Below are 22907 nucleotides of genomic sequence, written 5' to 3'. Positions count from 1 at the left end.
CGGCCAATCGGGGCCACGCGGGTGTTGTTTATCCAGAGTCGAGTCGTACCCTGGACGTTATGGCCTTGTGCAACATAGTCCGAGGTGACGTCGTTATGGGCGCCGCGAACGTGACACTGTCGGCGGCACAGGCGACTCCCGAGGCGGTCGAATACACCGAGATCCTGGAGGCGGAGGACCGCCCCTGGGTGACCGTCGTCTGGGACGACCCCGTCAACCTCATGCACTACGTCACCTATATCTTCCAAAAGCTGTTCGGCTACAGCAAAGCGAAGGCGACCGAGCTGATGCTGAAGGTGCACAACGAGGGTAAGGCGGTGGTGTCGTCGGGTTCGCGGGACAAGATGGAACACGATGTCCAGCGGCTACACGCCGCCGGACTCTGGGCCACCATGCAACGAGACGACTGAACAGGACGACTACCCTGACGCCGTGCGTAACTGGAGCAGGAAGAACTCGCTGAGCGGTCTCAAACTGCGTTCCGAAATGGACGCACGCGAGGCCAACGTGCTTCGGTCACTGGTCGGCGCGGTCGCCGGGCTGCTCACCGAACGCGCCGAGTCGTCACCTGAGGACGATCTCGCCGCGTTGACCGGCTTGCGCTCCGGCAACACGGAGCCGCCGGACGACCCGCGATTGAACAGACTCCTCCCGGACTTCCACCGCAGCGAGCCGGGCTCGCCGGATGCCGACCGCGCCGACCTCAACAGCGCGCTGCGCGGCCTGCACGAGCCGGACATCATCGACGCCAAGCTGGCGGCGGGTTCGGTCGTGCTGGACACCGTGCCGGACTCCGGCGGCAGGGTCGTGCTCACCCCCGAACAGGCCGATGCGTGGCTGACCGCGCTGACCGACGTGCGGCTCGCGCTGGGCACGGTGCTGGGCATCGACGCCGACACGCCCGATCATCTGGACCCCGATGACCCGCGCGCCCCCCACCTGGACGTGTACCACTGGCTGACCTGGATGCAGGACTCTCTGCTGCAGGCGTTGGCGCCCTGAGCGTGCCTCCGGTGCGAAGATCGATCGGAGCGATCGGCACATTCGCGCATCGTGAGGAGCAGAGATAGTGAATGGCGAAGCGGGGCAGCGTAATTCGCTCACCGACGTCCCCGGGCTGCTGGTCGGCCACCACCACGCGCTCGACGCCGACGCCACCCTCGGGGCCGGGGCGGCGACCGGATGCACGGTCGTGCGCATACCGGGCGCTGCGGTGGCGGCGGTCGACGTGCGCGGCGGTGGACCCGGCACCAGGGAGACCGACCTGCTCGACCCGGTGAACACCGTCCGTCAGGTCGACGCGATCCTGCTGACCGGCGGCAGCGCCTACGGCCTCGCCGCGGCCGACGGCGTGATGCGCTGGTTGGAGGAGAACGGCGCAGGCATCGTGATGGATCCGGCCGACGCGAGCCGGGTGGTACCTATCGTCCCCGCCGCGGTGATCTTCGATCTCCCCGTCGGCGCATGGGACATCCGACCCACCGCCGAGTTCGGCTATCGGGCGGCGGAGACGGCGGCGACCGAATTCGCGCGAGGCTCGGTCGGCGCGGGCGTCGGCGCACGCGCCGGATCCATCAAGGGCGGTGTCGGGACCGCGAGCATCGTGCTGAGCGAAGGCGCCGCGGCCGGGATCACCGTTGCCGCGCTGATCGTGGCCAATCCCGTTGGCTCGGTGTTCGATCCGCGCACCGGTCTGCCCTGGGGGTGCGGCACCGACGGCCCCGACTACTTCGGACTGCGCCCGCCGACCACCGAGAAACTGGCGGCGGCCAACGCGCTTCCGGTCAAAGGCACGGTGCTCAACACCACCATCGGCGTAGTTGCCACGGACGCCCCGCTGGATCCTGCGGGATGCCGACGAATGGCGACCACCGCGCACGACGGTCTGGCCAGGGCGATCCGCCCCGCACATTCTCCGCTCGATGGGGACACGCTCTTCGCGCTCGCCACCGGAACCGCCGATTCGGGCCCGGACATTCCGCTCCCGCCCGCCTTCCCCGCGGACCTGCTGGTCCTGGACGAGCTCTGCACAGCCGCGGCGGTCTGCGTCGAACGCGCCATCGTCGACGCGATTCGCTCGGCGCGCCCGGTTGCGGGCATCCCGGCCTACCACGACCTGTTCTGTGTTTGATTTGCCGCGCCTGCGGCGCGGCGTGTTCGCGGCCCCCTTATGGCTCGCGTCCGAGCGACCGCCGCTGGCGACTTTGTCGCGGACGCGACGGCCGCTCGGACGCGAGCCGGGCCGCGAACGGGGCATGCTCGGTCTCGCTGCGCTCGAAAGCGGGGGTTGGGCCGATTTGTTGCTGGGGCGGGAAGCGCGGGATCTGGATGTTTGTGCCGGTGTGGTCGGCGGGGTCTTGTCGTGCGGACGTGGTCGGCGGGGTCTTGTCGTGCCGACCTGTTCGAGGTGGATCTGTTCGGGGCCGACCCGTTCGCCGCTGACCCGTTCGCCGTTGACCCGTTCGACCCCGCCGACCACGTCCGACGTGCCGCGCGGAAGGTGGCAATCGGGGACCGGTCGACGGCGCTGGGGGAATAGCCGAATATCCTGGCTCGTTGTCGACTGCGATGGGTCGGCGTTGCGGAAGGGTGTTCGACAAGTGCTGGTGATCAGGGCCGAACTCGTGGAGGCGATGGTGGCGCATGCGCGCGCCGATCACCCCGACGAGGCCTGCGGCGTCATCGCGGGACCCGAGGGCTCGGATCGTCCGGAGCGCTTCATCGCCATGGTCAACGCCGAACGCTCGCCCACCTTCTACCGCTTCGACTCCGGCGAGCAGTTGAAGGTGTGGCGCGCGATGGACGCCGCCGACGAGACACCGGTGGTGATCTACCACTCGCACACCGCCACCGAGGCTTACCCGAGCCGGACCGACGTGTCCTACGCGTCCGAGCCGTTTGCGCATTACGTGCTGATCTCCACCCGCGATCCCGAGCGGCACGAACTGCGCAGCTACCGGATCGTCGACGGCGAGGTTACCGAGGAGCCGGTAAAAATCGTCGACGCGTACCAGAACTAGTCCGATGCCTGTTCGTGAAACCGAGGAGTACCCATGTCGGTAACCGTGTCCATTCCGACCATCATGCGCGGCCTCACCGGAGGTGAGAAGCGCGTGCAGGCGCAAGGCGGCACGCTGGCCGCGCTGATCGACAACCTCGAGGCCAACCACCCCGGACTGGCCGAGCGCCTGCTCAAGGACGGCAAGTTGAACCGCTACGTCAACATCTACGTCGATGACGAGGACGTGCGCTTCGCCGGCGGTCTGGCGGCCGAGGTGCCGGAGGATGCCAGCGTCACCATTCTGCCGGCCGTGGCCGGAGGCTGATCGATTCCGTGGCGCGTTACGAATCGCTGATCGCGACCCTCGGCAATACCCCACTGGTCGGCCTGCGCGCACTGTCCCCGCGGTGGGACGGCGAGAATCACGTGCGGCTGTGGGCCAAGCTGGAGGACCGCAACCCGACCGGCTCGATCAAGGATCGCCCGGCACTGCGCATGATCGAACAGGCAGAGGCCGACGGCCTGCTGCGACCGGGCTGCACCATCCTGGAACCGACCAGCGGCAACACCGGTATCTCGCTGGCGATGGCCGCCAAGCTCAAGGGCTACCAGCTGGTCTGTGTGATGCCGGAGAACACCTCGGTGGAGCGCCGCCAGCTGCTCACCATGTTCGGTGCGCGGATCATCGATTCCCCCGCGGCGGGCGGCTCGAATCAGGCTGTCGCGCAGGCCAAGCAGATCGCGGCGGAGAACCCGGACTGGGTGATGCTCTACCAGTACGGCAATCCCGCGAACGCGCTCGCGCATTACGAGACCACCGGCCCGGAGATCCTGGCCGATCTCCCCGAGATCACCCATTTCGTCGCCGGACTCGGTACCACGGGCACGCTGATGGGCACCGGCCGCTTTCTGCGCGAGAAGGTGCCCGGCATCGAGATCGTCGCCGCCGAGCCGCGCTACGGCGAGCTGGTCTACGGTCTGCGGAACATCGATGAGGGATTCATTCCCGAGTTGTACGACGAGACCGTGCTGACCACCCGTTTCTCGGTCGGACCCCACGACGCGGTCAAGCGCACCCGCGAACTCGTGCTGGAGGAAGGCATTTTCGCCGGAATCTCCACCGGCGCCATCCTGCACGCTGCGCTGGGCGTCGCCCGCAAGGCGGCGAAGGCGCAGGCCCGCGCGGACATCGCGTTCGTGGTCGCCGACGGCGGCTGGAAATACCTGTCGACCGGGGCCTACGACGGCACCCTCGAAGAGGCGGAAGAACGGCTCGACGGCCAGCTCTGGGCCTGATTTCCGGACGCGCCGGTACCCTCGTCAGAGGCGATGTCGCACGAGGAGGAGGTGGCGATGACCGGTGGTGCGGGACTCGGGCCTTCGTTCGATCCTGATCGGATCGCGTCGATTCGAGCGCGGTTGGGCAAGTCTGCGGAGGCGTCCACGACGCCTCCGGCGAAAACCACGGGTGGCCTCGCGGCGGTCAAACAACTCTGGCTGCGTGCCGGGGTCCTGATCATCGGATTCGTCGGGTTGCTCTACGGCATCGAGGGTGTCGACACCTTCACCGACCATCGGCTCGAGCACGCGGGCATCGAGCCGCGTCGAGCCGACGGACTATCCGGCATCCTGTTCGCCCCGGTGTTGCACGGTGGCTGGGACCACCTGATCGGCAACACGCTTCCGGTGCTGGTGCTCGGCTTCCTCGCGCTGCTGGCCGGCATCGGCCGCGGCTTGGCCGCGACCGCGATTATCTGGATCGTGGCGGGTGTCGGCACCTGGCTCACCGGGGCAACGGGCTCCGTGCACCTCGGCGCGTCGGTACTGGTGTTCGGGTGGCTGACCTTCCTCATCTCCCGGGGCTGGTTCGCTCGCAACCTCGGTCAGATCGTGCTCGGACTCGTCGTGCTGGCGCTCTACGGGTCGCTGCTGTGGGGAGTTCTGCCTGGACAACCCGGAATCTCTTGGCAGGGGCATCTTTTCGGTGCGGTGGGTGGACTGTTCGCCGGCTGGGTACTCTCTGGTGATGAACGTCGCCACCGCCGCGGGGATCGAGCCGGAGTCATTGTTCCGCCACGGTGAGGGTGCCGCCCTGCAGGAGATGTGGGGGACCCTTTCTTGAGCGAGAATTCAGCGTGGCAGCATGGGGGAATGCGCCTTACCGTCCTCGGGTGCTCGGGCAGCGTGTCCGGCCCGGACTCTCCAGCGTCGGGTTACCTGCTGACCGGACCGGATATGTCGCCGACGGTCATCGATTTCGGCCCGGGGGTGCTCGGCACGCTGCAGCGTTACGCCAATCCAGGTGAGGTCGACGTCTTCCTGACTCATTTGCACGCGGACCACTGCCTGGATCTGCCCGGCCTGCTGGTGTGGCGGCGCTACCACCCCACACCCCCGGAGGGGAAGGCGATCGTGCGCGGCCCGTCGGATACCTCACTGCGGATCGGCAACGCCTCCGCCGAGGTCGGCGGCGAATGCGACGACTGGTCCGACGTGATCGACATGCGTCCGTGGGCCGAGGGAGAGTCGGTCGAATTCGGGCCGGGTCACACCGTTACCGCGCGCCGGATGCTCCACCCGCCGGAGACCTATGGTCTGCGCATAGTGACCACGAGCGGGCGAACCTTCGTCTATACCGGCGACACCGCCCTGTGCCCGGAGGTCCACGAACTCGCCCAAGGCGCCGACATCCTGATGGCGGAGGCGTCCTGGACCCACGACCCCGCGAATCGGCCGCCGGGCATTCATCTTTCCGGCGTCGAGGCGGGTTTGATCGCGGCCGAAGCCGGGGCGAAGGAGCTGCTGCTCACCCACATTCCGCCCTGGACCTCCCGCGAAGACGTAATCGCCGAGGCAAAGGCGCAGTTCGCCGGACCGGTGCACGCGGTCGCACCGGGCGAGACATTCGATATCTGAGGTATTGCAGCGCCTGCGCCGTCGCGTGTTGGCGGCAGCTACCAACAAGCCGCGGACCTTCAGACGTAACGGTTGTCACCCAACGCAGCAACACAGGCCAGACTCGCACTTTCGAGCGCAGCGAGATCGAGCATTCCCCGTTCGCGGCCCGGCTCGCGTCCGAGTGGCCGCCGCGTCCGCGACGAAGTCGCCAGCGGCGGCCACTCGGACGCGAGCCACCAGGGGCTGCGAACACGCCGCGCCCGCGCGGCCGAGAACACAGCCCGCGAACACGCCGCGCGCAGGCGCGGCCAATCAAACACAGTAGGCTGTGGCCGTGTCGAGACGAGCCGATGGCAGGGCGGACGATGAACTCCGCGAGGTACGGATCACCCGTGGATTTACCACGCATCCAGCCGGTTCGGTGCTGGTGGAATTCGGCCAGACGCGGGTGATGTGCACCGCGAGCGTCACCGAGGGCGTGCCCCCGTGGCGTCGCGACTCCGGGCTGGGCTGGCTCACCGCCGAATACGCGATGTTGCCTGCCGCGACGCACACTCGCAGCGGCAGGGAGTCGGTGAAGGGCAAGGTCGGCGGACGGACCCAGGAAATCAGTCGGCTGGTCGGTCGCTCGCTGCGCGCGTGCATCGACCTGGCCGCCATCGGCGAGAACACCATCGCGATCGACTGCGACGTGCTGCAGGCCGACGGCGGAACCAGGACGGCCGCCATCACCGGTGCGTACGTCGCGCTGGCCGACGCGGTGACCTATCTCGGCGCGGCGGGCGGCTTGGCCGACCCGCAGCCGATTTCGTGCGCGATCGCCGCGGTGAGCGTCGGCGTCGTCGACGGCAGGGTGCGCTTGGACCTGCCGTACGAAGAGGATTCGCGTGCGGAGGTCGACATGAACGTGGTCGCCACAGATACCGGCACACTGGTCGAGGTCCAGGGCACGGGTGAGGGCGCCACGTTCCCGCGTTCCACACTGGACAAGCTGCTCGACGCCGCGCTCGCGGGTTGTGAACAGTTGTTCGTCCTGCAGAAGGAGGCGCTGGCGCTGCCGTACCCAGGTGTGCTTCCCGAGCCGTCCGAGCCGAAGAAGAAGTGATGACTCGCCTTCTGGTCGCCAGTCGCAACCGCAAGAAGCTGAACGAGCTGCGTCGGATCCTCGACGAGGCGGGCGTCGCGGGTATCGAGATCGTAGGGCTCGACGACGTTCCCCCCTACGATGAGGCGCCGGAGACCGGGGCGACATTCGAGGAGAACGCGCTCGCCAAGGCCCGGGACGGCGCCGTGGCCACCGGCCTGGCCTGTGTCGCGGACGATTCCGGCCTCGAGGTGGACGCGCTGAACGGTATGCCCGGTGTGCTGTCGGCGCGCTGGTCGGGTGGGCATGGTGACGATGCCGCGAACAACGCGCTGCTGCTCGCACAGCTCGCCGATGTCCCGGACGCGCGGCGTGGGGCGCGGTTCGTGTCGACCTGCGCGCTGGTGGTGCCGGGCGGCGGGGAAATCGTGGTCCGCGGCGAATGGCCGGGCTCGATCGGCCGGAAGCCGGTGGGCGACGGCGGTTTCGGCTACGACCCGCTGTTCGTCCCGGAGGGCGGCGCCGTCACCGCGGCCCAGCTGACGCCCGCCCAGAAAGACGCGGTGTCACATCGGGGGCGTGCGCTGATCCAGTTGCTGCCGAAGCTGGCCGCGCTGACCGCGAGCTGACGGGAGGCGTCAGATTCCGAAGTCCTGTTTGACCTTCTTCGCGTTGACATGCTCGACGAAGAACGACAGCAGTGGGATGGTGCCCGCGAGCAGGGTTCCGACGGTACGGAGCACGGGCCAGCGGACCTTGACCGCGAGATCGGCGGTGACCAGCAGGTAGACGAAGTACACCCAGCCGTGCACCACAGCGATCCAGCTGGGGGTGTGCACGTCGAAGCCGTATTTGGCGATCATTTCGCCGGTGAGCAGCAGCAACCAGAGACCGGTGATCCAGGCCAGCGCACGGTAGCGCAGCAGCGCCGAGGCGATCTTGGGGGTGTTCGCCGTCGGCGCGGGCGCCACGGTGGCCTCGGTGGAATTCTCGCTGGTGGTCAACCGGCGCTCCTCTCGGGTGTGTTCAGGCCCGCCGCGCGGACCTGGTCATCGATGTCGTGGGCGTGCAGCGCGGCGAGGTACCGGTTGTACTCGGCGAGCGCGGGGTCTTCGTCCCGAACGGCCTTCGGGCGCTCGGGCAGCAGACCCGCTGGAAGCTCCTTGGGTGCAGCGGGTCTCGCGGCAAGCCTCGCCTCGACGGGCTCGTGCTGCGCGGCGTCGGCGGGCTTGTCGTTCTGTTCGGCCTCGCGCTCGAGCCGGACGAATCGGAAGTAGGCGAAAACGGCAAACGCGGCGAACAGCGGCCACTGCAGCGCATACCCGAGATTCTGACCGGTGCCGCTGGCGGATTCGAACCGCTCCCACTGCCACCAGGCCAGCGCCAGGCAGCCCAGCGCGGCGACAATCACCAGCACGATGAGGGCCGGGCGATTGTGCGCCGAGCGGCGGGGTGAGGCGGACACGGCTTCCACGGTACCCGTGTCGGTTTTGCCAGCGCCTGGGGCGCTGGGTGTTCGCTGTGTTATCGGCCGCGCGGGCGCGGCGGGTTCGCGGCCCCCTTGTGGCTCGCGTCCGAGCGACCGCCGCTGGCGACTTCGTCGCGGACGCGTCGGCCGCTCGGACGCGAGCCGGGCCGCGAACGGGGAATGCTTGGTCTCGCTGCGCTCGAAAACGGGACCGGGGCCGATGTGGTCGCGCTGCGCGCTGATGACGACGCGGGCGGACCGGTGGCGATCAGAACTTGTAGCTGACCCCGGTCAGCCGCTCGGATTCGGCCCACAGCCGCTCCCACAGGTCCTTGTTCTTCGACAGCCGAGAGGACGGTGACGCGTCCACCGGGCCTCGGGTCTGGAACAGTCGGGACGGGCCCCAGTACACCTCGGGGTCGGCGTCGGGCATGGTCGCTGCGAAAAGTGTCGAGTGCGCGGCCTTCGCGGGCGAGTGTCCGATCAGGCGGATGAACGGCTTGGCGATCCAGTCGATCGGCGTCTCGGTGTGGGCGAACAGGTCGGTGGCCGAGACACCGGGGTGCACGCTGTAGGAGCGCTTCGGCGAGGCGGCTTCGGCCAGTCTGCGCTGGAGTTCCCGCGCGAACATGAGGTTGCACAGCTTGGACTGCGCGTACGCGAGATTGCGCTGATAGCGACGGTGCTCGTAGTCGAGGTCGTCGATCCGGAGTTTGGGGGTCTGCTTGTGCGCGATGCTGGCCAGCGTCACCACCCGGTCGGTGATCCGGTCCAGCAGTAGTCCGGTCAGCGCGAAGTGGCCGAGATGGTTGACGCCCCACTGGGTCTCGAAGCCGTCCTCGGTCCGCGAGAACGGGACGTTCATCAGGCCGGCATTGTTGATCAGTACGTCGAATTCGGCACTGTCCTCGGCGAATTCGCGGACCGAGGCCAGGTCGGCCAGGTCCAGTTCGGCTACCCGCACGTCGCCCTCGATGCCGTCGGCGACCTTCTTCGCCTTATCCGCGTTGCGGCAGGCCATGACGACGGTAGCGCCTTTGGCCGCGAGGACTCCGGTGGTGACGGCGCCCAGTCCGCCGTTCGCGCCGGTGATCACATAGGTGCGTCCGGTCTGGTCCGGGATTTCAGTGGGTCTCCACGCCATGAGGATAACCTTACTATTGAGTAAGTTCTGAGGGAAGCCGCGCCGGCAGCCTCGCGTCGATTGTCACGTACGGAAATATCCTTGTCGCCGCACGGAATTCGATGACATGGACACCGCGCTCTGCCGGCGTCTGCTCCTGGAAGGTGGCCGCTGCGCGCCGGGTGTCCACGGTTTCACCCCCACCGGACAGGTGGCGGGATCCGGCGTCATCGATCCCACGTCGATGATCGTGGCGCCCTGCGCCCCGGGCTGACCTGCGAAGCGGTCTTTCGTCGCTACGGCAAGGGGTGCGAGCAACTTCGGTGTGTGCCTGCGGGAGGTGACCACGCGAGAACCTCTTCGTTCCACGGCGACATATGTGATCCCGTTTGGTTTCAGACTGTGTCGATTATGCCCGGTTATGACTCGGATCACAACTACCGCCCGTCCAGGGCGTTCGCTCGCCAGTCGCCCGCACCATAGGCCGCGGGTCGCGGTTTCGCTACGGTGAGAAGTGTGACGGCGATAGGGGGCAGGCAATACGGCGGGCGCGCCGTCGTGGAGCGCAAGGCCGAGCGGCGCCAGCGGTTTCTCGAGGCGGCGACCCGGATCTTCGCCGAGCGCGGCTACGCGAACTGCTCGCTGGCCGACGTGTGCGCCGCCGCGGGCCTGTCGAAGCGGCAGTTCTACGAGGAGTTCCAGACCAGGGAGGATGTGCTGGTCGCGGCCTACGACCGGATCCAGGACGAGGCCGCCGCCGCGGTGCTGGCGAGGATGGGTGAGCTCGACCCCCGATTCGACCTCACCGGCGCGATGACCGCCGTAGTCACCGCGTATCTCGAATCGATCGGCTCCGACCCGTATCGAGCCAAGGTCGCCTTCATCGAAGTGGTCGGAGTGAGCGACCGGATGGAGCGGCACCGCCGCGAGCGGCGGCACGCCTGGGCGTCGGTGCTCGAGTCCGCCGTTGTTCCGGTCGTCGCGCCCGGCGCACGGGTACGTGGTGGTCCCGGTTGGGCCGCAAGCGCGCTCATCGGTGCGATCAATGGGCTCGCACACGAGTGGGTCCTCGCCGATCCGCGCCCGACGGTCGCCGAGTTGGTGGACCTGCTGGTCCCGATCGCGCTGTCGCTGATCGAGGGGTCGGGGGTGGCTCCGTCGCCACGCACGGCGTAATCGGCCGCGCCTGCGGTTGCTCGAGCGGGTGCACAAGCTCTCGGCTAGGTGATCGAGTCGATCTATGACCAGGTCGGCGCCGAGGGGTACGTGGTGTGGAGGGGCACGGTGCGGCTCACCGGCTCGGGCACGGTTGACCTCGACCGGATCCGAGCCGCCTGGCGAGGCCGGCTCGACAGCAGGTTGGACGACTGGGGCTGTCGCCAACCCGGCCGATCGCGCCGCTGGACCAAGTGCTCACAACATCGCGACGGCTGCTCTAGAAGGAGGCGCGAGCGGTGTGGCCATCCGAAGCTTGCGGCCGATTACTCGTTGACGTATATTCGTATACGAGTAATCGGGAGGTGCCGTGGCCGAGAAGCGCAAAGTGAACAACTTGCTCGCACTCGCGGTGCTCTCCGCGATCGTCGAGCGGCCGATGCACCGGTACGAGATCGCGCAGACCCTGCGGGACCGGGGCAAAGAGCGAGACATGGACATCAAGTGGGGCTCGCTCTACACCGTCGTACAGAACATGGAGAAGGTCGGTTTCCTGGAAGTCGTCGGCAGCGAGCGCGACGGTGCGCGACCGGAGCGGGTGATCTATCGGATCACCGACATGGGTCGCGCCGAGATGGCCGACTGGACCAGGGAATTGCTCGCAACCCCCGAGCCGGAACACCACCGGTTCGTCGCGGGCCTGTCCATCCTCGCGGTACTGCCGCCTGCGGAGGTGATCGAGCTATTGGGCCGGCGTCTCGATGCGCTGGGGCGCAACATCGAGGCTGTGCGCCGCGAACTCGACGAGCTCGCCGCCGCCGAGCTGCCGCGACTGTTCGTCGTCGAGTCCGAATTCGGGCTCGCGATGCTGGAAGCCGAAGCGGCATGGACGCGTTCCCTGCGCGACGAGCTGACCAAGGGCACCTTCCCCGGACTGACGCAGTGGCGGGACTGGCACGAGCGTGGCATGGACCCGTCGGAAGTCGTCGAGCTGGTGGAGAGGGGGACGACCGAGAACTAGCCGAAACCGGGCCCGGCAGGGTGCGGCAACACCGCCGCCGGGCCCGATCGAACAGTCTCGAACCGCGCCCGCGAACGCGCACCCGGCTACAAGGCTGGCAACCACAGGATAACCAGGTGGATGACGCGCGGGTCGGTTCGGGGAACCACAACCCGTATCGCACAGATCCTGGAGACACCCATGTCCACAACACGTACCGCCCTCGTGATCGGCGGCGGCATCGCCGGACCCGTCGTCGCGACGGCCCTGCGCAAGGCGGGCATCGAAGCCCGCGTCTACGAGGCCTATCCCGGCCCGTCCTATGGCATCGGCAGTGGGCTCGCGCTGGCGCCGAACGGCGTCGCCGCCCTCGACCTCATCGGCGCGGGCGATCCCGTGCGCGACATCGCGCTGCCCGTCACGGGGATGAACATGTCCGTCGGCGGCAAGCTCCTGCAGGTGCCCGGCCTGCCGGATGTCCCGCCCCTGCAGGTGGTCGACCGCAGCGAACTGCACAGGGCATTGCACCAGCACGCGGTCACCGCCGGCGTCCTCTTCGAGTACAACAAGCGTCTGGTCGACGTGCGCGAGGACGAATCGGGCATCACCGCCCGGTTCGCCGACGGCAGCACGTCCACCGCGGACGTGCTCATCGGTGCCGACGGCATCCGCTCGACAGTGCGCGACCTGATCGACCCGAACGCGCCCGGTCCCGACTACCTCGGCATGCTCGGCTTCGGCGCGATCACCGAGTGTGACGTCGACGTCCCGCCCGACACCATGACTTTCGCATTCGGCAAGCGGGCGTACTACCTCTACTGGCGAACCACAGACGGAAGGGTGATGTGGGGAGCCAACCTGCCGCACAAGGAGTACCTGTCGCTCACCGCGGCACGGGCCATCCCGAAAACACACTGGCTCGAGGTCCTGCGCGAGACCTACCGCGACGACGATCCCGGCGGCGAACTGGCCCGGCGCACCACCGAGGACCAGCTCGAAGTGACCGGTGCGCTGCACATCATGCCGCCGGTGCCGCACTGGTACCGCGGGCGGATGGTGCTGGTCGGCGACGCGGTGCACGCGCCGTCCAACAGCTCCGGACAGGGCGCCTCGCTGGCTATCGAGAGCGCCGTACAGCTGGCCCGGTGCCTGCGTGATCTGCCGACACCCGCCGAGGCGTTCGCTGTCTACGAGCGGCTGCGGCGCAGCCGGGTGGAGGGGGTCGCGGCACGCGCGGCGAAGATCAACCACAGCAAGACGCCGGGGCCGGTGGCGCGCAAGGCGATGCAGCTGCTGATGCCGCTCATGGTCAAGACACTGATGAACCCGGAGAAGACCATGGGGCCCGAGCAGCGCTATCGGATCGACTGGGACGCGCCTGCCGACGACGAACTCGTGACGAGCTCCGTCTAGGCGAGTGGTCCTGCCGGTCCCTCGGACCGGCAGGACTTGTCCGACCCGGATCGCAGTGCGGCGCGCTCGCGCAGGAGCCGCGCGGTCTCCTCGTCCGCGGGCAGAAACGCTTCCAACTGCAGCTCGGCAAGCGTGATGTCGACGGCGGTGGCGAACGAGGTGATGGTGGTGATCAAGCGCAGCTCGCCCTCGTCGCCGCGCAGGCGCAGCGGCACCGCGAAGCCGAGATGGTCCTGGCCCGGACCTGTCGGTGGCAGATAGCCTTCCAGCTCGGCGATCAGCTCGTCCAAGGCGGGGTCGGGGCTGCGTGCGACTCTGCTCCGTAGCGCCTCGGTGACGTGCCTGCCCCATTCCGGCAGGTTGAGCACCCTGGCCGCCAAGCCACGGGGGTGCAGCGCGAGCCGCAGCACATTGACCGGGGGTTCGAGCAGCCACGGTGCGGCGCCCTCGGTGAGCACGTCGAATGCGGCGTTGGCGGCGAGCAGGATGCCGTAGGGCCGGGCGATCAACGCCGGGTACGGCAGGTGGCCGTCCAGGATGGCCATCAGCGCCTCCAGTACCGGCGCCAATTCCGCAGTGTCCAAGTCGGATTCGGGAAAGACCGGAGCGTAGCCAGCGGCGAGCAGCAGCCCGTTGCGCTCGCGAAGGGACAAGTCCAGCGACTCGGCGAGCCGCACCACCATGGTGCGTCCCGGCCGCGACCGCCCCTGCTCCAGAAAGCTCAGGTGCCGCTGCGTCGTGTCGGCGCGGATCGCGAGGTCGAGCTGGCTGACCCGCCGCAGGGTCCGCCAGTGTTTGAGCTGCCGAGCGAACCCGGACTCGATCGCCGTCGTCATCTCAGCAGTATCGATGCCGCGGGGTTGCTCCGCCATTCCCCGCGGGGAATCGCACGCGACAGGGGGACCGGCGAAACTCTGTCGCATGAGCAACCAACTCGATGAGCAGCAGCTGACAGACTTCACCGACCGGTATATCGCGATGTGGAATGAGCCCGACGCCGTAATCCGGCACAAGCAGGTCCGGGAGTTGTGGGCGGTGGACGGCGCGCAGGTGCTGGTGGATCCGCCGCAGGCAATGCGAGAGGCGCTCGCCGCGCTGTCCTTCCCGATCCCGACCGTGGAGATCCGCGGCTACGAAGCATCGGACCGTCGGGTCGACCGCGCCTACGAAATGTTCGTCGCCCCTGGCGAGCACGTATTCGTGCTGGGCGGGCGGGCGGTCCGCCTGTCGGCCGACCTGATCGGCTTCACCTGGCGGATGGTGACCAGGGACGGCGCGGCGGTTGCCGGCGGCGGATACGACGTCGTCGCACTCGACGATGAGGGCCGGATCCGGTGGGACCACCAGTACATCGGGGTCGCGTGATGAGCGCGGTTGCCTACCACCTGGACCCGTCGCGCGGCCCGGCCGGTCTGACCATCGCACCGCAGCCGACGCCGGAGCCGGGTTCGCACCAGGTCGTGGTTCGCGTGCTGGCCGCGTCGCTGAACCGGCGCGACCTGATGCTGCTGGACGGTACCTATCCGCTTCCGGCCACACCTGGGATCGTGCCGCTCTCCGATGGCGTCGGCGAAGTGATCGCGGTGGGCGACAAGGTGACCCGCGCCGCGGTGGGCGACCGGGTAACCGCGACGTATTTCGTCCGGTGGATCGATGGTCCGCAACGGCAGTCGCATGTCCTCGAGCAGTACGGCGCCACGTATCACGGCATGCTCGCCACGTACGCGGTACTGGAAGAGGATTCGGTGGTGCACGTCCCCGGGCATCTCACCGATATCGAAGCGGCCACACTGACCTGTGCGGGCGTGGTTGCCTGGGCGGCGCTCACCGCACCGCTTCCGGTCCTGCCGGGCGAGCGTGTCCTGATCGTCGGTAGCGGAGCGGTCGCGCTGTTCGGCGCGCAGCACGCCGAAATGCTCGGGGCCGAGGTTATTTCGATTACCTCCGATGCGGACAAGGCCGAGCGGCTGCGCAAGCTCGGCGTCGACGAGGTGATCGATCGGAGCCGGACGCCGGACTGGGAGCGGGCCGTGTTGGACCGCACCGGCGGCGACGGTGTGGAACATGTCCTGGATGCGGTGGGGTTGCCGACGCTGGCGCGATCGGTGCGGTCTGGTGCGTACAACGCACGGATCACCATGGTCGGCGCAATGCCCGCCGAGGCTGCGCCCACCGGCAACCCATTCGGGACGTCCTATCTGTCCATTCGTCGGATCGCGGTAGGCAGCAGAGCCGATTTCGAGGCAATGAACCGAGCGATCAACGAGCACCGGATGCGTCCGGTGATCGATCGGGTCTTTCCCTTCGATCAGGCGGAGGCGGCCTACCACCACCTGCGCACCGGTGATCCATTCGGCAAGGTGGTCATCGAGTTGCCGTAGCTCAGGGGCAGGTGCTCAGTTTCTGGATCATGACGTCTTTTTCGGGCTGGGTGACCCAGAGCCGATAGGCCGCTTTCACCTGGATTTGCCTGGTCAGGTAGGCGCAGTGGTAGCCCTTGTTCGGTGGAAGCCAGGACGCTGCGTCGGAATCGCTCTTGGACTGGTTGGTCGGTCCGTCAACCGCCTGCAGGTTCAGTGGGTCGTTGGCCAGATCTCGGCGGCGTTCGGCGGAAAGCTGTTGTGCGCCTTTCTGCCAGGCGTCCGACAGCGCGATGACGTGATCGATCTGCACCTCGTCGGAGGTCTTGGTGCCACGCACGAAGTGGATGGTCTTTCCGGTGTAGAGGTCGTTCAGCGTGCCCGTCGCGACGACGCATTTGCCCGACTTGAACGTCACGTCGGTGAGGTCGCGCTGCAGGATGTCATTGCGGGTGTCGCAGCCGTTGTCGCCACCGGGCACGGAGACGTCGTCGGACCAGGCCGGGCCGAATTCATCACGGCTGTAACCGGTTTTGGCCGCGCGGCCCGCGACACGCAGGGAATCGAGTAGGGCGAGCGCGTCGCGGCTGGGCATGGGTGCCGGCGTGTCGCTGCACACGCGGCCGGAGCCGCACGCGACTTTCGCGGTCGAGTCGCCGCAGCCGACGGAAAAGCATGCCAGTCCGACGAATGCCGCGACCACGAGGCCGATCCGAGCCGGCCGCCGTGCTGTGAACTTCATCGAACTTCCTCACGCCAACGCACTTCAACTGTAACCGGCGTCAAGGTATCCGGTGATCGCGACGAAATAACCGAACGGCGCGTATGAGATTCGGCACAGCTGGACGGTATTCGTCGGTTTGCCAAGGTGACTGGACAGGCCGACAGGAATGTGGGCCCGCCCTCGAGTCGCCGTGCCGGCGCCGACTCGAGGGCGGCTACTCACGAGGGAGACTGGTGGTGCGGCTGTGCGGACGGGTGTCCAGTCCGAGGACCGCACTCTACGACACCACGGGGCTGATGAGGGAGGTCCCGAGGTGTCGAGCCGCACCGACTCCGAGCTCGCTCGTGATGATCAGGGGTGAATCGGAATCCGGTCCGCGTCGGCTGCCTCGGCCATCCGTAACCGGTTGCTCACCAGTCGCTGCCGCACCGCTGTTCTCCGTCCCGACTACGCTTTGTTCTACGTATCAAGACAGTAGATAGCGACCGGTGGCCTTGGCAAGTTCGTGCCGCTGTACCCGAAAGTTTCTCAGCTGATCTTCAGTATCCGCAAGTCATCTACTGCACTCCTGCGGATTTCTCCGGCCACACCGCACTGTGACAAGCGTCACCTGAAAACCGGTCACACCTGCCGTGATCGTGTGTCGAAAACAGGCATAGGGAGCAAGCCGATATTTGGAGGACAACCTTATGCCTACCGTCGACATTCTCGACTCGTTCATCAGCTACCGCGACACCGGCGAGGGGACGGTGCCGGTGGTGTTCCTGCATGGCAACCCGACGTCGTCACACCTGTGGCGCAACGTGCTACCGCACGTCGCGGACCGGACCAGGGTGCTGGCACCCGACCTGATCGGGATGGGGGAGTCGGGCAAGCCCGATATCGGCTACCGCTTCACCGATCACGCCGCATACCTGGATGCCTGGTTCGACGCGCTCGGGCTGGACCAGGTGGTCCTGGTCGGTCACGACTGGGGCGGAGCGCTCGGTATGGACTGGGCCGCACGGCATCCCGGCCGGGTTCGCGGCATCGCGCTGATCGAGACCTTCCTGCGGCCGATGCGCTGGGACGAACTGCCCGGGCTCGGCGCCGAGCTGTTCCGTAGGTTCCGCTCGGACGAGGGCGAACGAATGGTGTTGGAGGAGAACACCTTCATCGAGTTCAACCTTCCGAATGGAGTGGCCGCCCTCTCCGCCGAGGACCACGACGTGTACCGGGCGCCGTATCCGACCCCGGCCTCGCGCAAGCCGCTGCTGGTGTGGCCCAGGGAGTTCCCGCTCGACGGCGAACCCGCCGACGTCGTCGCCATCGTGCGGAACTACGGCACCTGGGCAGCCGCGACGCCCGAGGTACCCAAACTGGTGATGGCGCTGGAGAACGGGGTCGGGCTCGGGTCGCCGGAGGCGGTCGAATGGGCCGCGACCACATTCGCGAGCGCCGAGGTCGCGCCGATCGGCCCGGCCGGGCACCACGCGCCGGAAGACCGGCCGGAGGAGATCGGCCGGGCGGTCGCGGACTGGCTGGACAGGCACGTTGTGCTCGGTGCGCTCGCCGCACGGCCCTGACCCACCTGATCAGCGCTTCTTGCGCGTTCTGCGGGCAGCCCGAATGATGGCCGAATGGGCACGGAGCACGACCTGGTCGCGGACGAAGAGAAGGCCATTGTCGCCCGTGCGGTCGCGGGCGACCGGGAGGCTGTCGCGCAGGTGGTGCGGCTGCTGCAGGACCCGCTCTACCGGCTGGCCCTGCGCATGGTCTGGCGACCCCCGGAAGCCGAGGACGCGACGCAGGAGATCCTGCTGCGTGTCCTCGGCCACCTGCACACCTGGCGGGCCGAGGCGAAGCTGCTCACCTGGGCCTACCGGATCGGCGTCAACTACCTGCTGAACCTGAAGCGGCAGACCGCGCAGGAGGCCGCGCAGCTCAGCCTCGACTCCTATCGGGAAGGGTTGGCCGACGGGTTGGCGGACGCCGACTACCGCGGGCCGGAGGCGGCGCTGCTGACCGCCGAAGTGCGGCTCAACTGCAGCCAGGCCATGCTGCAATGTCTGGTTCGCGACGAGCGGATCGCCTTCGTGCTCGGCGAGGTGTTCGAGCTGAGCTCCGTCGATTCCGCGTGGATTCTCGATATCACACCTGTCGCCTACCGAAAGCGGTTGGAGCGGGCCAAGAAACGGCTCGGCAACTTCTTGAACGCGACCTGTGGTCTCATCGACCCGACGGCGTTCTGCCGCTGTTCGCGCCGGGTGGACAAGGCGCTGGCCCTCGGTCGCGTCGACCCGCGCGGGCCGGTTTTCGCCAGGCACGCGGTAAGCCAGGGCGGGCGCACCGCAGTGGTTGCCGAGCAGCAGATGATCCGGCTGCACGACGCGGCGTCGGTGCTACGCGCGCACCCGGATTACGCGGCGCCGCAAGCGAAGTTGGATGCGATCGCCGGGTTGCTCGACTCGGGCCGGTTCCCGCTGCTGGACTAGAAGTCGCAGCCCGGTGCGGTGAGTGCCGGCACAGGAGACCGAATCGCCAGCGTGGTGCCGACGACAACCGCCGATACGTCCATCTCCGCGAGTCGGATCCGCTCCCGAAGGGTGAGCGGAAATGCGACGACAATCGCGGCATCGACCTTGCGCCGCAGCGCTGTAATGACTCTATAGAGGCAAACGTTCACGTGCCATTTCGAGGAGATTCGATGTCGCAGTCCGTGCAGTCGGCCGCACACCCCCCTACGGCCCGAGAGACGGAACCGTGGTGGAAGACGGCCGTCGTCTACCAGGTCTACATCCGCAGCTTCGCCGACGGGAACGGCGACGGCATCGGCGATCTGACCGGATTGCGATCGAAGCTCTCGTATCTGGGCCAGCTCGGCGTCGATGCCGTGTGGATCAACCCGTGGTACCCGTCGCCGATGGCCGACGCCGGCTATGACGTCGCCGACTTCCGGAACATCGAACCGTCGTACGGCACCCTCGAGCAGGGCGAGACCTTCATCGTCGAGGCCCACGAGCTGGGCATCCGCGTGATTCTCGACATCGTTCCCAACCACACCTCCAGCGACCACCGCTGGTTCCAGGCCGCGTTGCGCGACGAGCCGGGCGCCCGCGACCGGTACATCTTCCGTCCGGGGCGCGGGCCGCGCGGCGACCAGCCGCCCAACGACTGGCAGAGCGCGTTCGGCGGTCCCGCGTGGAGCCGTCTCGATACCGGTGAGTGGTATCTCCACCTCTTCGCACCCGCCCAGCCCGACCTGAACTGGGAGCATCCCGAGGTGCGAGCCGAGTTCGAGGACATCCTGCGCTTCTGGTTCGACAAGGGCGTCGACGGCTTCCGGATCGATGTCGCGCACGGCCTCACCAAGGACCCCGCGCTGCCCGATGCCGGTGAGCGCCTGCCCGGTTCGCAACACACCGACCCGCACCCGGCATGGGATCAGGACGCCGTGCACGAGGTGTACCGCGGGTGGCGCGCGGTTGCGAACGAGTACACCGACCGCGTCTTCGTGGCCGAGGCCTGGGTGCCGAGCAACGACCGTCTGGCTCGTTACCTGCGTCCGGACGAGCTGCACACCGCGTTCCAGTTCGACTTCCTCCGTGCCCCTTGGCGTGCAGAGAGCATCCGCGCCGTGATCGACGACGCCCTCTCGCAGGCCCGGACGGTGGGTGCGCCCGCGACGTGGGTGCTCTCCAACCACGACGTCCCCCGCACCGTCACCCGCTACTCTCGCTCGCAGCCCCACCACCTGGTCGAAACCGACTGGGAGCGAGGCCGTTGGGCCAGCGAGCAGCCCGACCTCGCGCTGGGGCGTCGCCGTGCCCGCGCGGCCGTGCTGCTGCAGGTGGCGTTGCCGGGCACGGCGTACATATACCAGGGTGAAGAGCTCGGGCTCGAAGAGGTCGAAGATCTCCCCGGTGAGGTGCGTCAGGATCCGACGTGGTTCCAAACCGGCTTCACCGACGTCGGCCGGGACGGTTGCCGTGTGCCGATCCCGTGGTCGGACGACGAAGCCCCGTACGGCTTCTCGCCGCTCGACGCGGAGGAGGACCCCTGGCTGCCGCAGCCCGGGCACTGGGCACCACACACCGTGCAGGCCCAGGATGGCGACCCGGGGTCGTTCCTCACCCTGTACCGCCAGGTCCTCGCGCTCCGTCCGCAACTGTGGACCACGCACGAGCCGGTGCGGTGGCTCGACACCCCTCGTGACGTGCTGGCGTTCGCCCGCGGCGGCGTTCAGTGCTGGGTGAACGCCGGAGCCACCGACACCGAACTGCCCGCGGGCATGCAGGTGATCCTGGCATCGGGGCCGGGCGTCACCGGCGGTGTGCTCCCGGCCGACACCTCGGTATGGCTGACGGAACCGGAGCGTGACAGATGAGGCGTGGCGCGATCGCAGTGCTTGCCGCCGGAATCATGCTGGCCCTGACGTCCTGTGCGGACCAGGGAATCAGGGCTGCCGCGCGAGCCGAACACGGCAACCTCGACGGACGCGGACCCATCACCTATGTGCAGGGCAAGGACAACTCGAATGTCATCCGGCCCCTCATCGACGAATGGAACGCGACGCACCCCGGCGAGCAGGTGATGTTCAAAGAACAGTCCAACAAGCCGGACCAGCAGCACGAAGACCTGGTGCAGCACTTCCAGTCCCGCGACTCCGGGTACGACGTCACCGCCGTCGACGTCGTCTGGACGGCCGAGTTCGCGGCCCGCGGATGGCTGCAGCCACTCGAGGGCCCGATGTGGATCGACACCGCCGAGTTGCTGGAGCCCATCGTGACGGGTGCCAGCTACGGCGACGTCTTGTACGCGGCCCCGCAGGTCAGCGACGGCGCGCTGCTCTACTACCGCACCGATCTCGTGGACCACCCGCCCGCCACCTGGAACGAGCTGATCGCGCGGTGTGGTGCCGCGCGGGACACCGGAATCGGCTGTTACGCCGGTCAGTACGCCAAGTACGAGGGGCTCACCGTGAATGCGGCCGAAGCCATCACTACGGCGGGCGGTTCGATCATCGGTGCGGACGGGGTGACACCGACCATCGACAGCCCCGAGGCCAAGGCCGGACTACAGTCGCTCGTCGACGCCTACCGGAACGGCGACATCCCACGCGAGGCAGTCACGTTCCAGGAGGAGCAGGCGCGCCAGGCCTTCCAGAGCGGCAGCCTGATGTTCATGCGTAATTGGCCGTACGCGTACAGCCTGATGAACGGTCAGGGCAGTTCCGCGGTGGCAGGCAAGTTCGCCGTCGCCCCGCTGCCCGGGAAGATCGGGACCGGCAGCTCCAGCCTCGGCGGCCACAACGTCGCGATCAACGTGTACTCCGGGCACAAGGCCACCGCCCATGACTTCCTGGCCTTCATGATGAACAAGAAGACCCAGGAATTCTTTCTGTCGCGGGGCTCCCTCGCACCGGTACGCGCCGACGTCTACGACGACCCGAAGCTGATTGCGCAGTACCCGTATCTCCCCACGTTGAAGACGTCGATCGAGAACGCGGTCTCACGCCCGATTACCCCCTTCTACCCGGCGGTGACGCGGGCGGTTCAAAACAATGCGTATGCCGCGATCAGGGGCGAGAAGACGGTGGACCAGGCCGTCGCCGACATTCGATCCGCCATCTCGGCGGCCGGGTCCTAGAGGAGATGTGCGATGAGTCTTCAAGATCTACCCGTTGAGAAACCGGCCGAGACCGTGCTCCACCCGGATGATCTCCCGACCGGCGAACCGCCATCGGTACACCGCAAGGGGCAGAGCAAGGTGGCGATCCTCCTAATCCTGCCGACGATGATCCTGCTCGGCGTCGTCATTGTCTACCCGGTGGTCAGCGCCATGGTGCTGTCGCTGTTCAAGGACCCGGCGATCGACCCGGCTACCGGCAAGTTCGTCGACCAGGGCTTCGCAGGCCTGTCCAACTACAGCCACTGGCTGCTGCAGCGGTGCACCGACTCCACCGGCACCGCGGTCCCGTGCCCCAGCGGCACCCTCGGCTCGTTGTTCTGGCAGTCGATGTGGGTCACCGTGTTCTTCACCGTCGTCACCGTCGCCGTCGAGGTCGTGCTGGGACTGTGGTTCGCCACGATCATGAACCGCGCGTTCCGCGGCCGGGCGCTGCTGCGTACCAGCATCCTCGTGGCCTGGGCGATCCCGACAGCTGTGAGCGCGAAGCTGTGGTCCTTCGTCTTCGCCTATGACGGCATCGCCAACAAGATCCTCGGCACCGAGATCCTGTGGACCGGCGACACGTGGCCGGCACGGTTCGCTGTCGTCGTCGCCGACGCCTGGAAGACCACCCCGTTCGTGGCCCTCCTCATTCTGGCCGGACTGCAGACGGTCCCCGCCGAGGTGTACGAGGCAGCGCGGGTGGACGGTGCCGGTGCGTGGCAGCGGTTCCGGCTGATCACACTTCCACTGATCAGACCGGCGATCTTCGTCGCGGTCCTCTTCCGCGTGCTCGACGTGCTGCGGATCTATGACCTGCCGGCCATCCTCACCGACGGTGGCGGCGGCGACGGCACCGCGACAACGACCCTCTCGATCCTCGTCATCGACCAGATGCGGCAGGGATTCGACAACGCCTCCGCCCTGTCGACGATCACGTTCCTGTTCATCTTCGCCGTCGCCTACGCGTTCGTGAAGGTGATGGGCGTCAACGTCGTAGAGACCCAAGAGAAGCAGCGAAAGGCCTGACAT

General features: G+C 67.7%; 26 protein-coding genes. 21 read left to right on the top strand and 5 right to left on the bottom strand.

Translation table 11 applies throughout. The annotated features are described in order from the left end of the window. Window positions 1-59 precede the first annotated feature (59 nt). From clpS to rdgB, 11 genes are all read left to right on the top strand, one after another. Window positions 60-410 carry an ATP-dependent Clp protease adapter ClpS gene (gene clpS / locus AB4Z47_RS06080; RefSeq protein ID WP_441948516.1) on the top strand — a complete coding sequence of 117 codons (351 nt, stop codon included), beginning with the start codon at window positions 60-62 and terminating at the stop codon, window positions 408-410. Between the two features lie 22 nt (window positions 411-432). Continuing rightward, complete coding sequence (aosR, locus tag AB4Z47_RS06075) at window positions 433-1002, top strand: oxidative stress transcriptional regulator AosR (RefSeq protein ID WP_441948515.1); 570 nt, start codon at window positions 433-435, stop codon at window positions 1000-1002. Window positions 1003-1069: 67 nt separating this feature from the next. Further along, entirely contained in the window at window positions 1070-2131 is a 1062-nt protein-coding gene (locus tag AB4Z47_RS06070; RefSeq protein WP_441948514.1) for a P1 family peptidase, read from the top strand. A gap of 231 nt (window positions 2132-2362) precedes the next feature. Further along, the gene (locus tag AB4Z47_RS06065; protein WP_441948513.1) at window positions 2363-2539 is read left to right on the top strand and encodes a hypothetical protein; all 177 of its coding nucleotides are present in this window, start codon (window positions 2363-2365) and stop codon (window positions 2537-2539) included. A 61-nt stretch (window positions 2540-2600) separates the two neighbouring features. After that, entirely contained in the window at window positions 2601-3020 is a 420-nt protein-coding gene (locus AB4Z47_RS06060; protein WP_441948512.1) for a Mov34/MPN/PAD-1 family protein, read from the top strand. A 33-nt stretch (window positions 3021-3053) separates the two neighbouring features. Next, a complete protein-coding gene (locus AB4Z47_RS06055) occupies window positions 3054-3326 on the top strand; it encodes a MoaD/ThiS family protein (protein ID WP_441948510.1) in 273 nt (90 codons plus the stop codon). An 8-nt stretch (window positions 3327-3334) separates the two neighbouring features. Beyond that, complete coding sequence (locus AB4Z47_RS06050) at window positions 3335-4297, top strand: PLP-dependent cysteine synthase family protein (protein ID WP_441948508.1); 963 nt, start codon at window positions 3335-3337, stop codon at window positions 4295-4297. Window positions 4298-4330: 33 nt separating this feature from the next. Further along, window positions 4331-5083 (top strand): rhomboid family intramembrane serine protease, encoded by a 753-nt coding sequence (locus AB4Z47_RS06045; protein WP_441948507.1) that lies wholly within the window; start codon window positions 4331-4333, stop codon window positions 5081-5083. A gap of 69 nt (window positions 5084-5152) precedes the next feature. Continuing rightward, window positions 5153-5917 (top strand): cyclic nucleotide-degrading phosphodiesterase, encoded by a 765-nt coding sequence (locus AB4Z47_RS06040; RefSeq protein ID WP_441948506.1) that lies wholly within the window; start codon window positions 5153-5155, stop codon window positions 5915-5917. 316 nt (window positions 5918-6233) lie between these two features. Beyond that, a complete protein-coding gene (gene rph, locus AB4Z47_RS06035) occupies window positions 6234-7004 on the top strand; it encodes a ribonuclease PH (protein WP_441948504.1) in 771 nt (256 codons plus the stop codon). After that, complete coding sequence (gene rdgB, locus AB4Z47_RS06030) at window positions 7004-7612, top strand: RdgB/HAM1 family non-canonical purine NTP pyrophosphatase (RefSeq protein ID WP_441948503.1); 609 nt, start codon at window positions 7004-7006, stop codon at window positions 7610-7612. Before rph ends, rdgB begins: the two co-directional genes overlap by 1 nt. Window positions 7613-7621: 9 nt before the next feature. On the opposite strand, the gene AB4Z47_RS06025 is transcribed toward rdgB, so the two are convergent. From AB4Z47_RS06025 to AB4Z47_RS06015, 3 genes are all read right to left on the bottom strand, one after another. Further along, window positions 7622-7987, bottom strand: a complete 366-nt coding sequence (locus tag AB4Z47_RS06025) for a DUF3817 domain-containing protein (protein ID WP_441948502.1) — start codon at window positions 7985-7987, stop codon at window positions 7622-7624. Further along, a complete protein-coding gene (locus tag AB4Z47_RS06020; protein WP_441948501.1) occupies window positions 7984-8448 on the bottom strand; it encodes a transcriptional regulator in 465 nt (154 codons plus the stop codon). Before AB4Z47_RS06020 ends, AB4Z47_RS06025 begins: the two co-directional genes overlap by 4 nt. A gap of 271 nt (window positions 8449-8719) precedes the next feature. Then, complete coding sequence (locus tag AB4Z47_RS06015) at window positions 8720-9595, bottom strand: oxidoreductase (protein WP_441948500.1); 876 nt, start codon at window positions 9593-9595, stop codon at window positions 8720-8722. A 495-nt stretch (window positions 9596-10090) separates the two neighbouring features. Between AB4Z47_RS06015 and AB4Z47_RS06010 the strand changes: the two genes are divergently transcribed. From AB4Z47_RS06010 to AB4Z47_RS06000, 3 genes are all read left to right on the top strand, one after another. After that, the gene (locus AB4Z47_RS06010; protein WP_441948498.1) at window positions 10091-10750 is read left to right on the top strand and encodes a TetR/AcrR family transcriptional regulator; all 660 of its coding nucleotides are present in this window, start codon (window positions 10091-10093) and stop codon (window positions 10748-10750) included. A 349-nt stretch (window positions 10751-11099) separates the two neighbouring features. After that, window positions 11100-11750 (top strand): PadR family transcriptional regulator, encoded by a 651-nt coding sequence (locus tag AB4Z47_RS06005; protein WP_441948497.1) that lies wholly within the window; start codon window positions 11100-11102, stop codon window positions 11748-11750. Window positions 11751-11930: 180 nt separating this feature from the next. After that, entirely contained in the window at window positions 11931-13142 is a 1212-nt protein-coding gene (locus tag AB4Z47_RS06000) for an FAD-dependent oxidoreductase (RefSeq protein WP_441948495.1), read from the top strand. Here AB4Z47_RS06000 and AB4Z47_RS05995 read toward each other — a convergent pair. Continuing rightward, window positions 13139-13978, bottom strand: a complete 840-nt coding sequence (locus AB4Z47_RS05995; RefSeq protein ID WP_441948493.1) for a helix-turn-helix domain-containing protein — start codon at window positions 13976-13978, stop codon at window positions 13139-13141. The two genes, AB4Z47_RS06000 and AB4Z47_RS05995, sit on opposite strands and share 4 nt — an antisense overlap. 85 nt (window positions 13979-14063) lie before the next feature. Between AB4Z47_RS05995 and AB4Z47_RS05990 the strand changes: the two genes are divergently transcribed. Further along, window positions 14064-14507 (top strand): hypothetical protein, encoded by a 444-nt coding sequence (locus AB4Z47_RS05990; protein ID WP_441948491.1) that lies wholly within the window; start codon window positions 14064-14066, stop codon window positions 14505-14507. Then, window positions 14507-15523, top strand: a complete 1017-nt coding sequence (locus AB4Z47_RS05985; RefSeq protein WP_441948490.1) for a zinc-dependent alcohol dehydrogenase family protein — start codon at window positions 14507-14509, stop codon at window positions 15521-15523. The genes AB4Z47_RS05990 and AB4Z47_RS05985 overlap by 1 nt, the downstream gene beginning before the upstream one ends. Before the next feature lies 1 nt (window position 15524). Here the strand turns inward: AB4Z47_RS05985 and AB4Z47_RS05980 are convergent, their stop codons facing one another. Next, window positions 15525-16244, bottom strand: coding sequence for an HNH endonuclease family protein (locus AB4Z47_RS05980; protein WP_441948488.1), 720 nt, complete (start codon window positions 16242-16244; stop codon window positions 15525-15527). A 671-nt stretch (window positions 16245-16915) separates the two neighbouring features. Here AB4Z47_RS05980 and AB4Z47_RS05975 point away from each other — a divergent pair. The 5 genes from AB4Z47_RS05975 to AB4Z47_RS05955 all read left to right on the top strand — a co-directional run bounded on the left by AB4Z47_RS05975 (window position 16916) and on the right by AB4Z47_RS05955 (window position 22904). Continuing rightward, window positions 16916-17791 (top strand): haloalkane dehalogenase, encoded by an 876-nt coding sequence (locus AB4Z47_RS05975; RefSeq protein ID WP_441948486.1) that lies wholly within the window; start codon window positions 16916-16918, stop codon window positions 17789-17791. 54 nt (window positions 17792-17845) lie between these two features. Beyond that, window positions 17846-18700: an RNA polymerase sigma factor gene (locus AB4Z47_RS05970; RefSeq protein WP_441948485.1), complete on the top strand. Its 855-nt coding sequence runs from the start codon at window positions 17846-17848 to the stop codon at window positions 18698-18700. Window positions 18701-18912: 212 nt separating this feature from the next. Next, window positions 18913-20592 (top strand): glycoside hydrolase family 13 protein, encoded by a 1680-nt coding sequence (locus AB4Z47_RS05965; protein ID WP_441948484.1) that lies wholly within the window; start codon window positions 18913-18915, stop codon window positions 20590-20592. Next, on the top strand, window positions 20589-21854 hold the full coding sequence (locus AB4Z47_RS05960; RefSeq protein ID WP_441948482.1) for an ABC transporter substrate-binding protein: 1266 nt from the start codon (window positions 20589-20591) through the stop codon (window positions 21852-21854). The genes AB4Z47_RS05965 and AB4Z47_RS05960 overlap by 4 nt, the downstream gene beginning before the upstream one ends. Before the next feature lie 12 nt (window positions 21855-21866). Next, complete coding sequence (locus AB4Z47_RS05955) at window positions 21867-22904, top strand: carbohydrate ABC transporter permease (protein ID WP_441948481.1); 1038 nt, start codon at window positions 21867-21869, stop codon at window positions 22902-22904. Window positions 22905-22907 lie beyond the last annotated feature (3 nt).

This window comes from Nocardia sp. 2TAF39, assembly GCF_052114905.1.
GTDB lineage: Bacteria > Actinomycetota > Actinomycetes > Mycobacteriales > Mycobacteriaceae > Nocardia.
Note: the sequence above shows the minus strand (reverse complement) of the source record. Positions and strands in the feature narration are given on the sequence as shown.

Excerpts from the sequence above, each read along its gene's own strand:
- AB4Z47_RS05960 (WP_441948482.1), top strand. The coding sequence starts at position 20,589 with ATGAGGCGTGGCGCGATCGCAGTGCTTGCCGCCGGAATCATGCTGGCC.
- AB4Z47_RS05980 (WP_441948488.1), bottom strand. The coding sequence starts at position 16,244 with ATGAAGTTCACAGCACGGCGGCCGGCTCGGATCGGCCTCGTGGTCGCG.
- clpS (WP_441948516.1), top strand. The coding sequence starts at position 60 with ATGGCCTTGTGCAACATAGTCCGAGGTGACGTCGTTATGGGCGCCGCG.
- AB4Z47_RS06055 (WP_441948510.1), top strand. The coding sequence starts at position 3,054 with ATGTCGGTAACCGTGTCCATTCCGACCATCATGCGCGGCCTCACCGGA.
- AB4Z47_RS06000 (WP_441948495.1), top strand. The coding sequence starts at position 11,931 with ATGTCCACAACACGTACCGCCCTCGTGATCGGCGGCGGCATCGCCGGA.
- AB4Z47_RS06015 (WP_441948500.1), bottom strand. The coding sequence starts at position 9,595 with ATGGCGTGGAGACCCACTGAAATCCCGGACCAGACCGGACGCACCTAT.
- AB4Z47_RS05970 (WP_441948485.1), top strand. The coding sequence starts at position 17,846 with ATGGGCACGGAGCACGACCTGGTCGCGGACGAAGAGAAGGCCATTGTC.
- AB4Z47_RS05985 (WP_441948490.1), top strand. The coding sequence starts at position 14,507 with ATGAGCGCGGTTGCCTACCACCTGGACCCGTCGCGCGGCCCGGCCGGT.
- AB4Z47_RS06045 (WP_441948507.1), top strand. The coding sequence starts at position 4,331 with ATGTCGCACGAGGAGGAGGTGGCGATGACCGGTGGTGCGGGACTCGGG.
- AB4Z47_RS05990 (WP_441948491.1), top strand. The coding sequence starts at position 14,064 with ATGAGCAACCAACTCGATGAGCAGCAGCTGACAGACTTCACCGACCGG.
- rdgB (WP_441948503.1), top strand. The coding sequence starts at position 7,004 with ATGACTCGCCTTCTGGTCGCCAGTCGCAACCGCAAGAAGCTGAACGAG.
- AB4Z47_RS06040 (WP_441948506.1), top strand. The coding sequence starts at position 5,153 with ATGCGCCTTACCGTCCTCGGGTGCTCGGGCAGCGTGTCCGGCCCGGAC.
- AB4Z47_RS05995 (WP_441948493.1), bottom strand. The coding sequence starts at position 13,978 with ATGACGACGGCGATCGAGTCCGGGTTCGCTCGGCAGCTCAAACACTGG.
- AB4Z47_RS05955 (WP_441948481.1), top strand. The coding sequence starts at position 21,867 with ATGAGTCTTCAAGATCTACCCGTTGAGAAACCGGCCGAGACCGTGCTC.
- AB4Z47_RS05965 (WP_441948484.1), top strand. The coding sequence starts at position 18,913 with ATGTCGCAGTCCGTGCAGTCGGCCGCACACCCCCCTACGGCCCGAGAG.
- AB4Z47_RS05975 (WP_441948486.1), top strand. The coding sequence starts at position 16,916 with ATGCCTACCGTCGACATTCTCGACTCGTTCATCAGCTACCGCGACACC.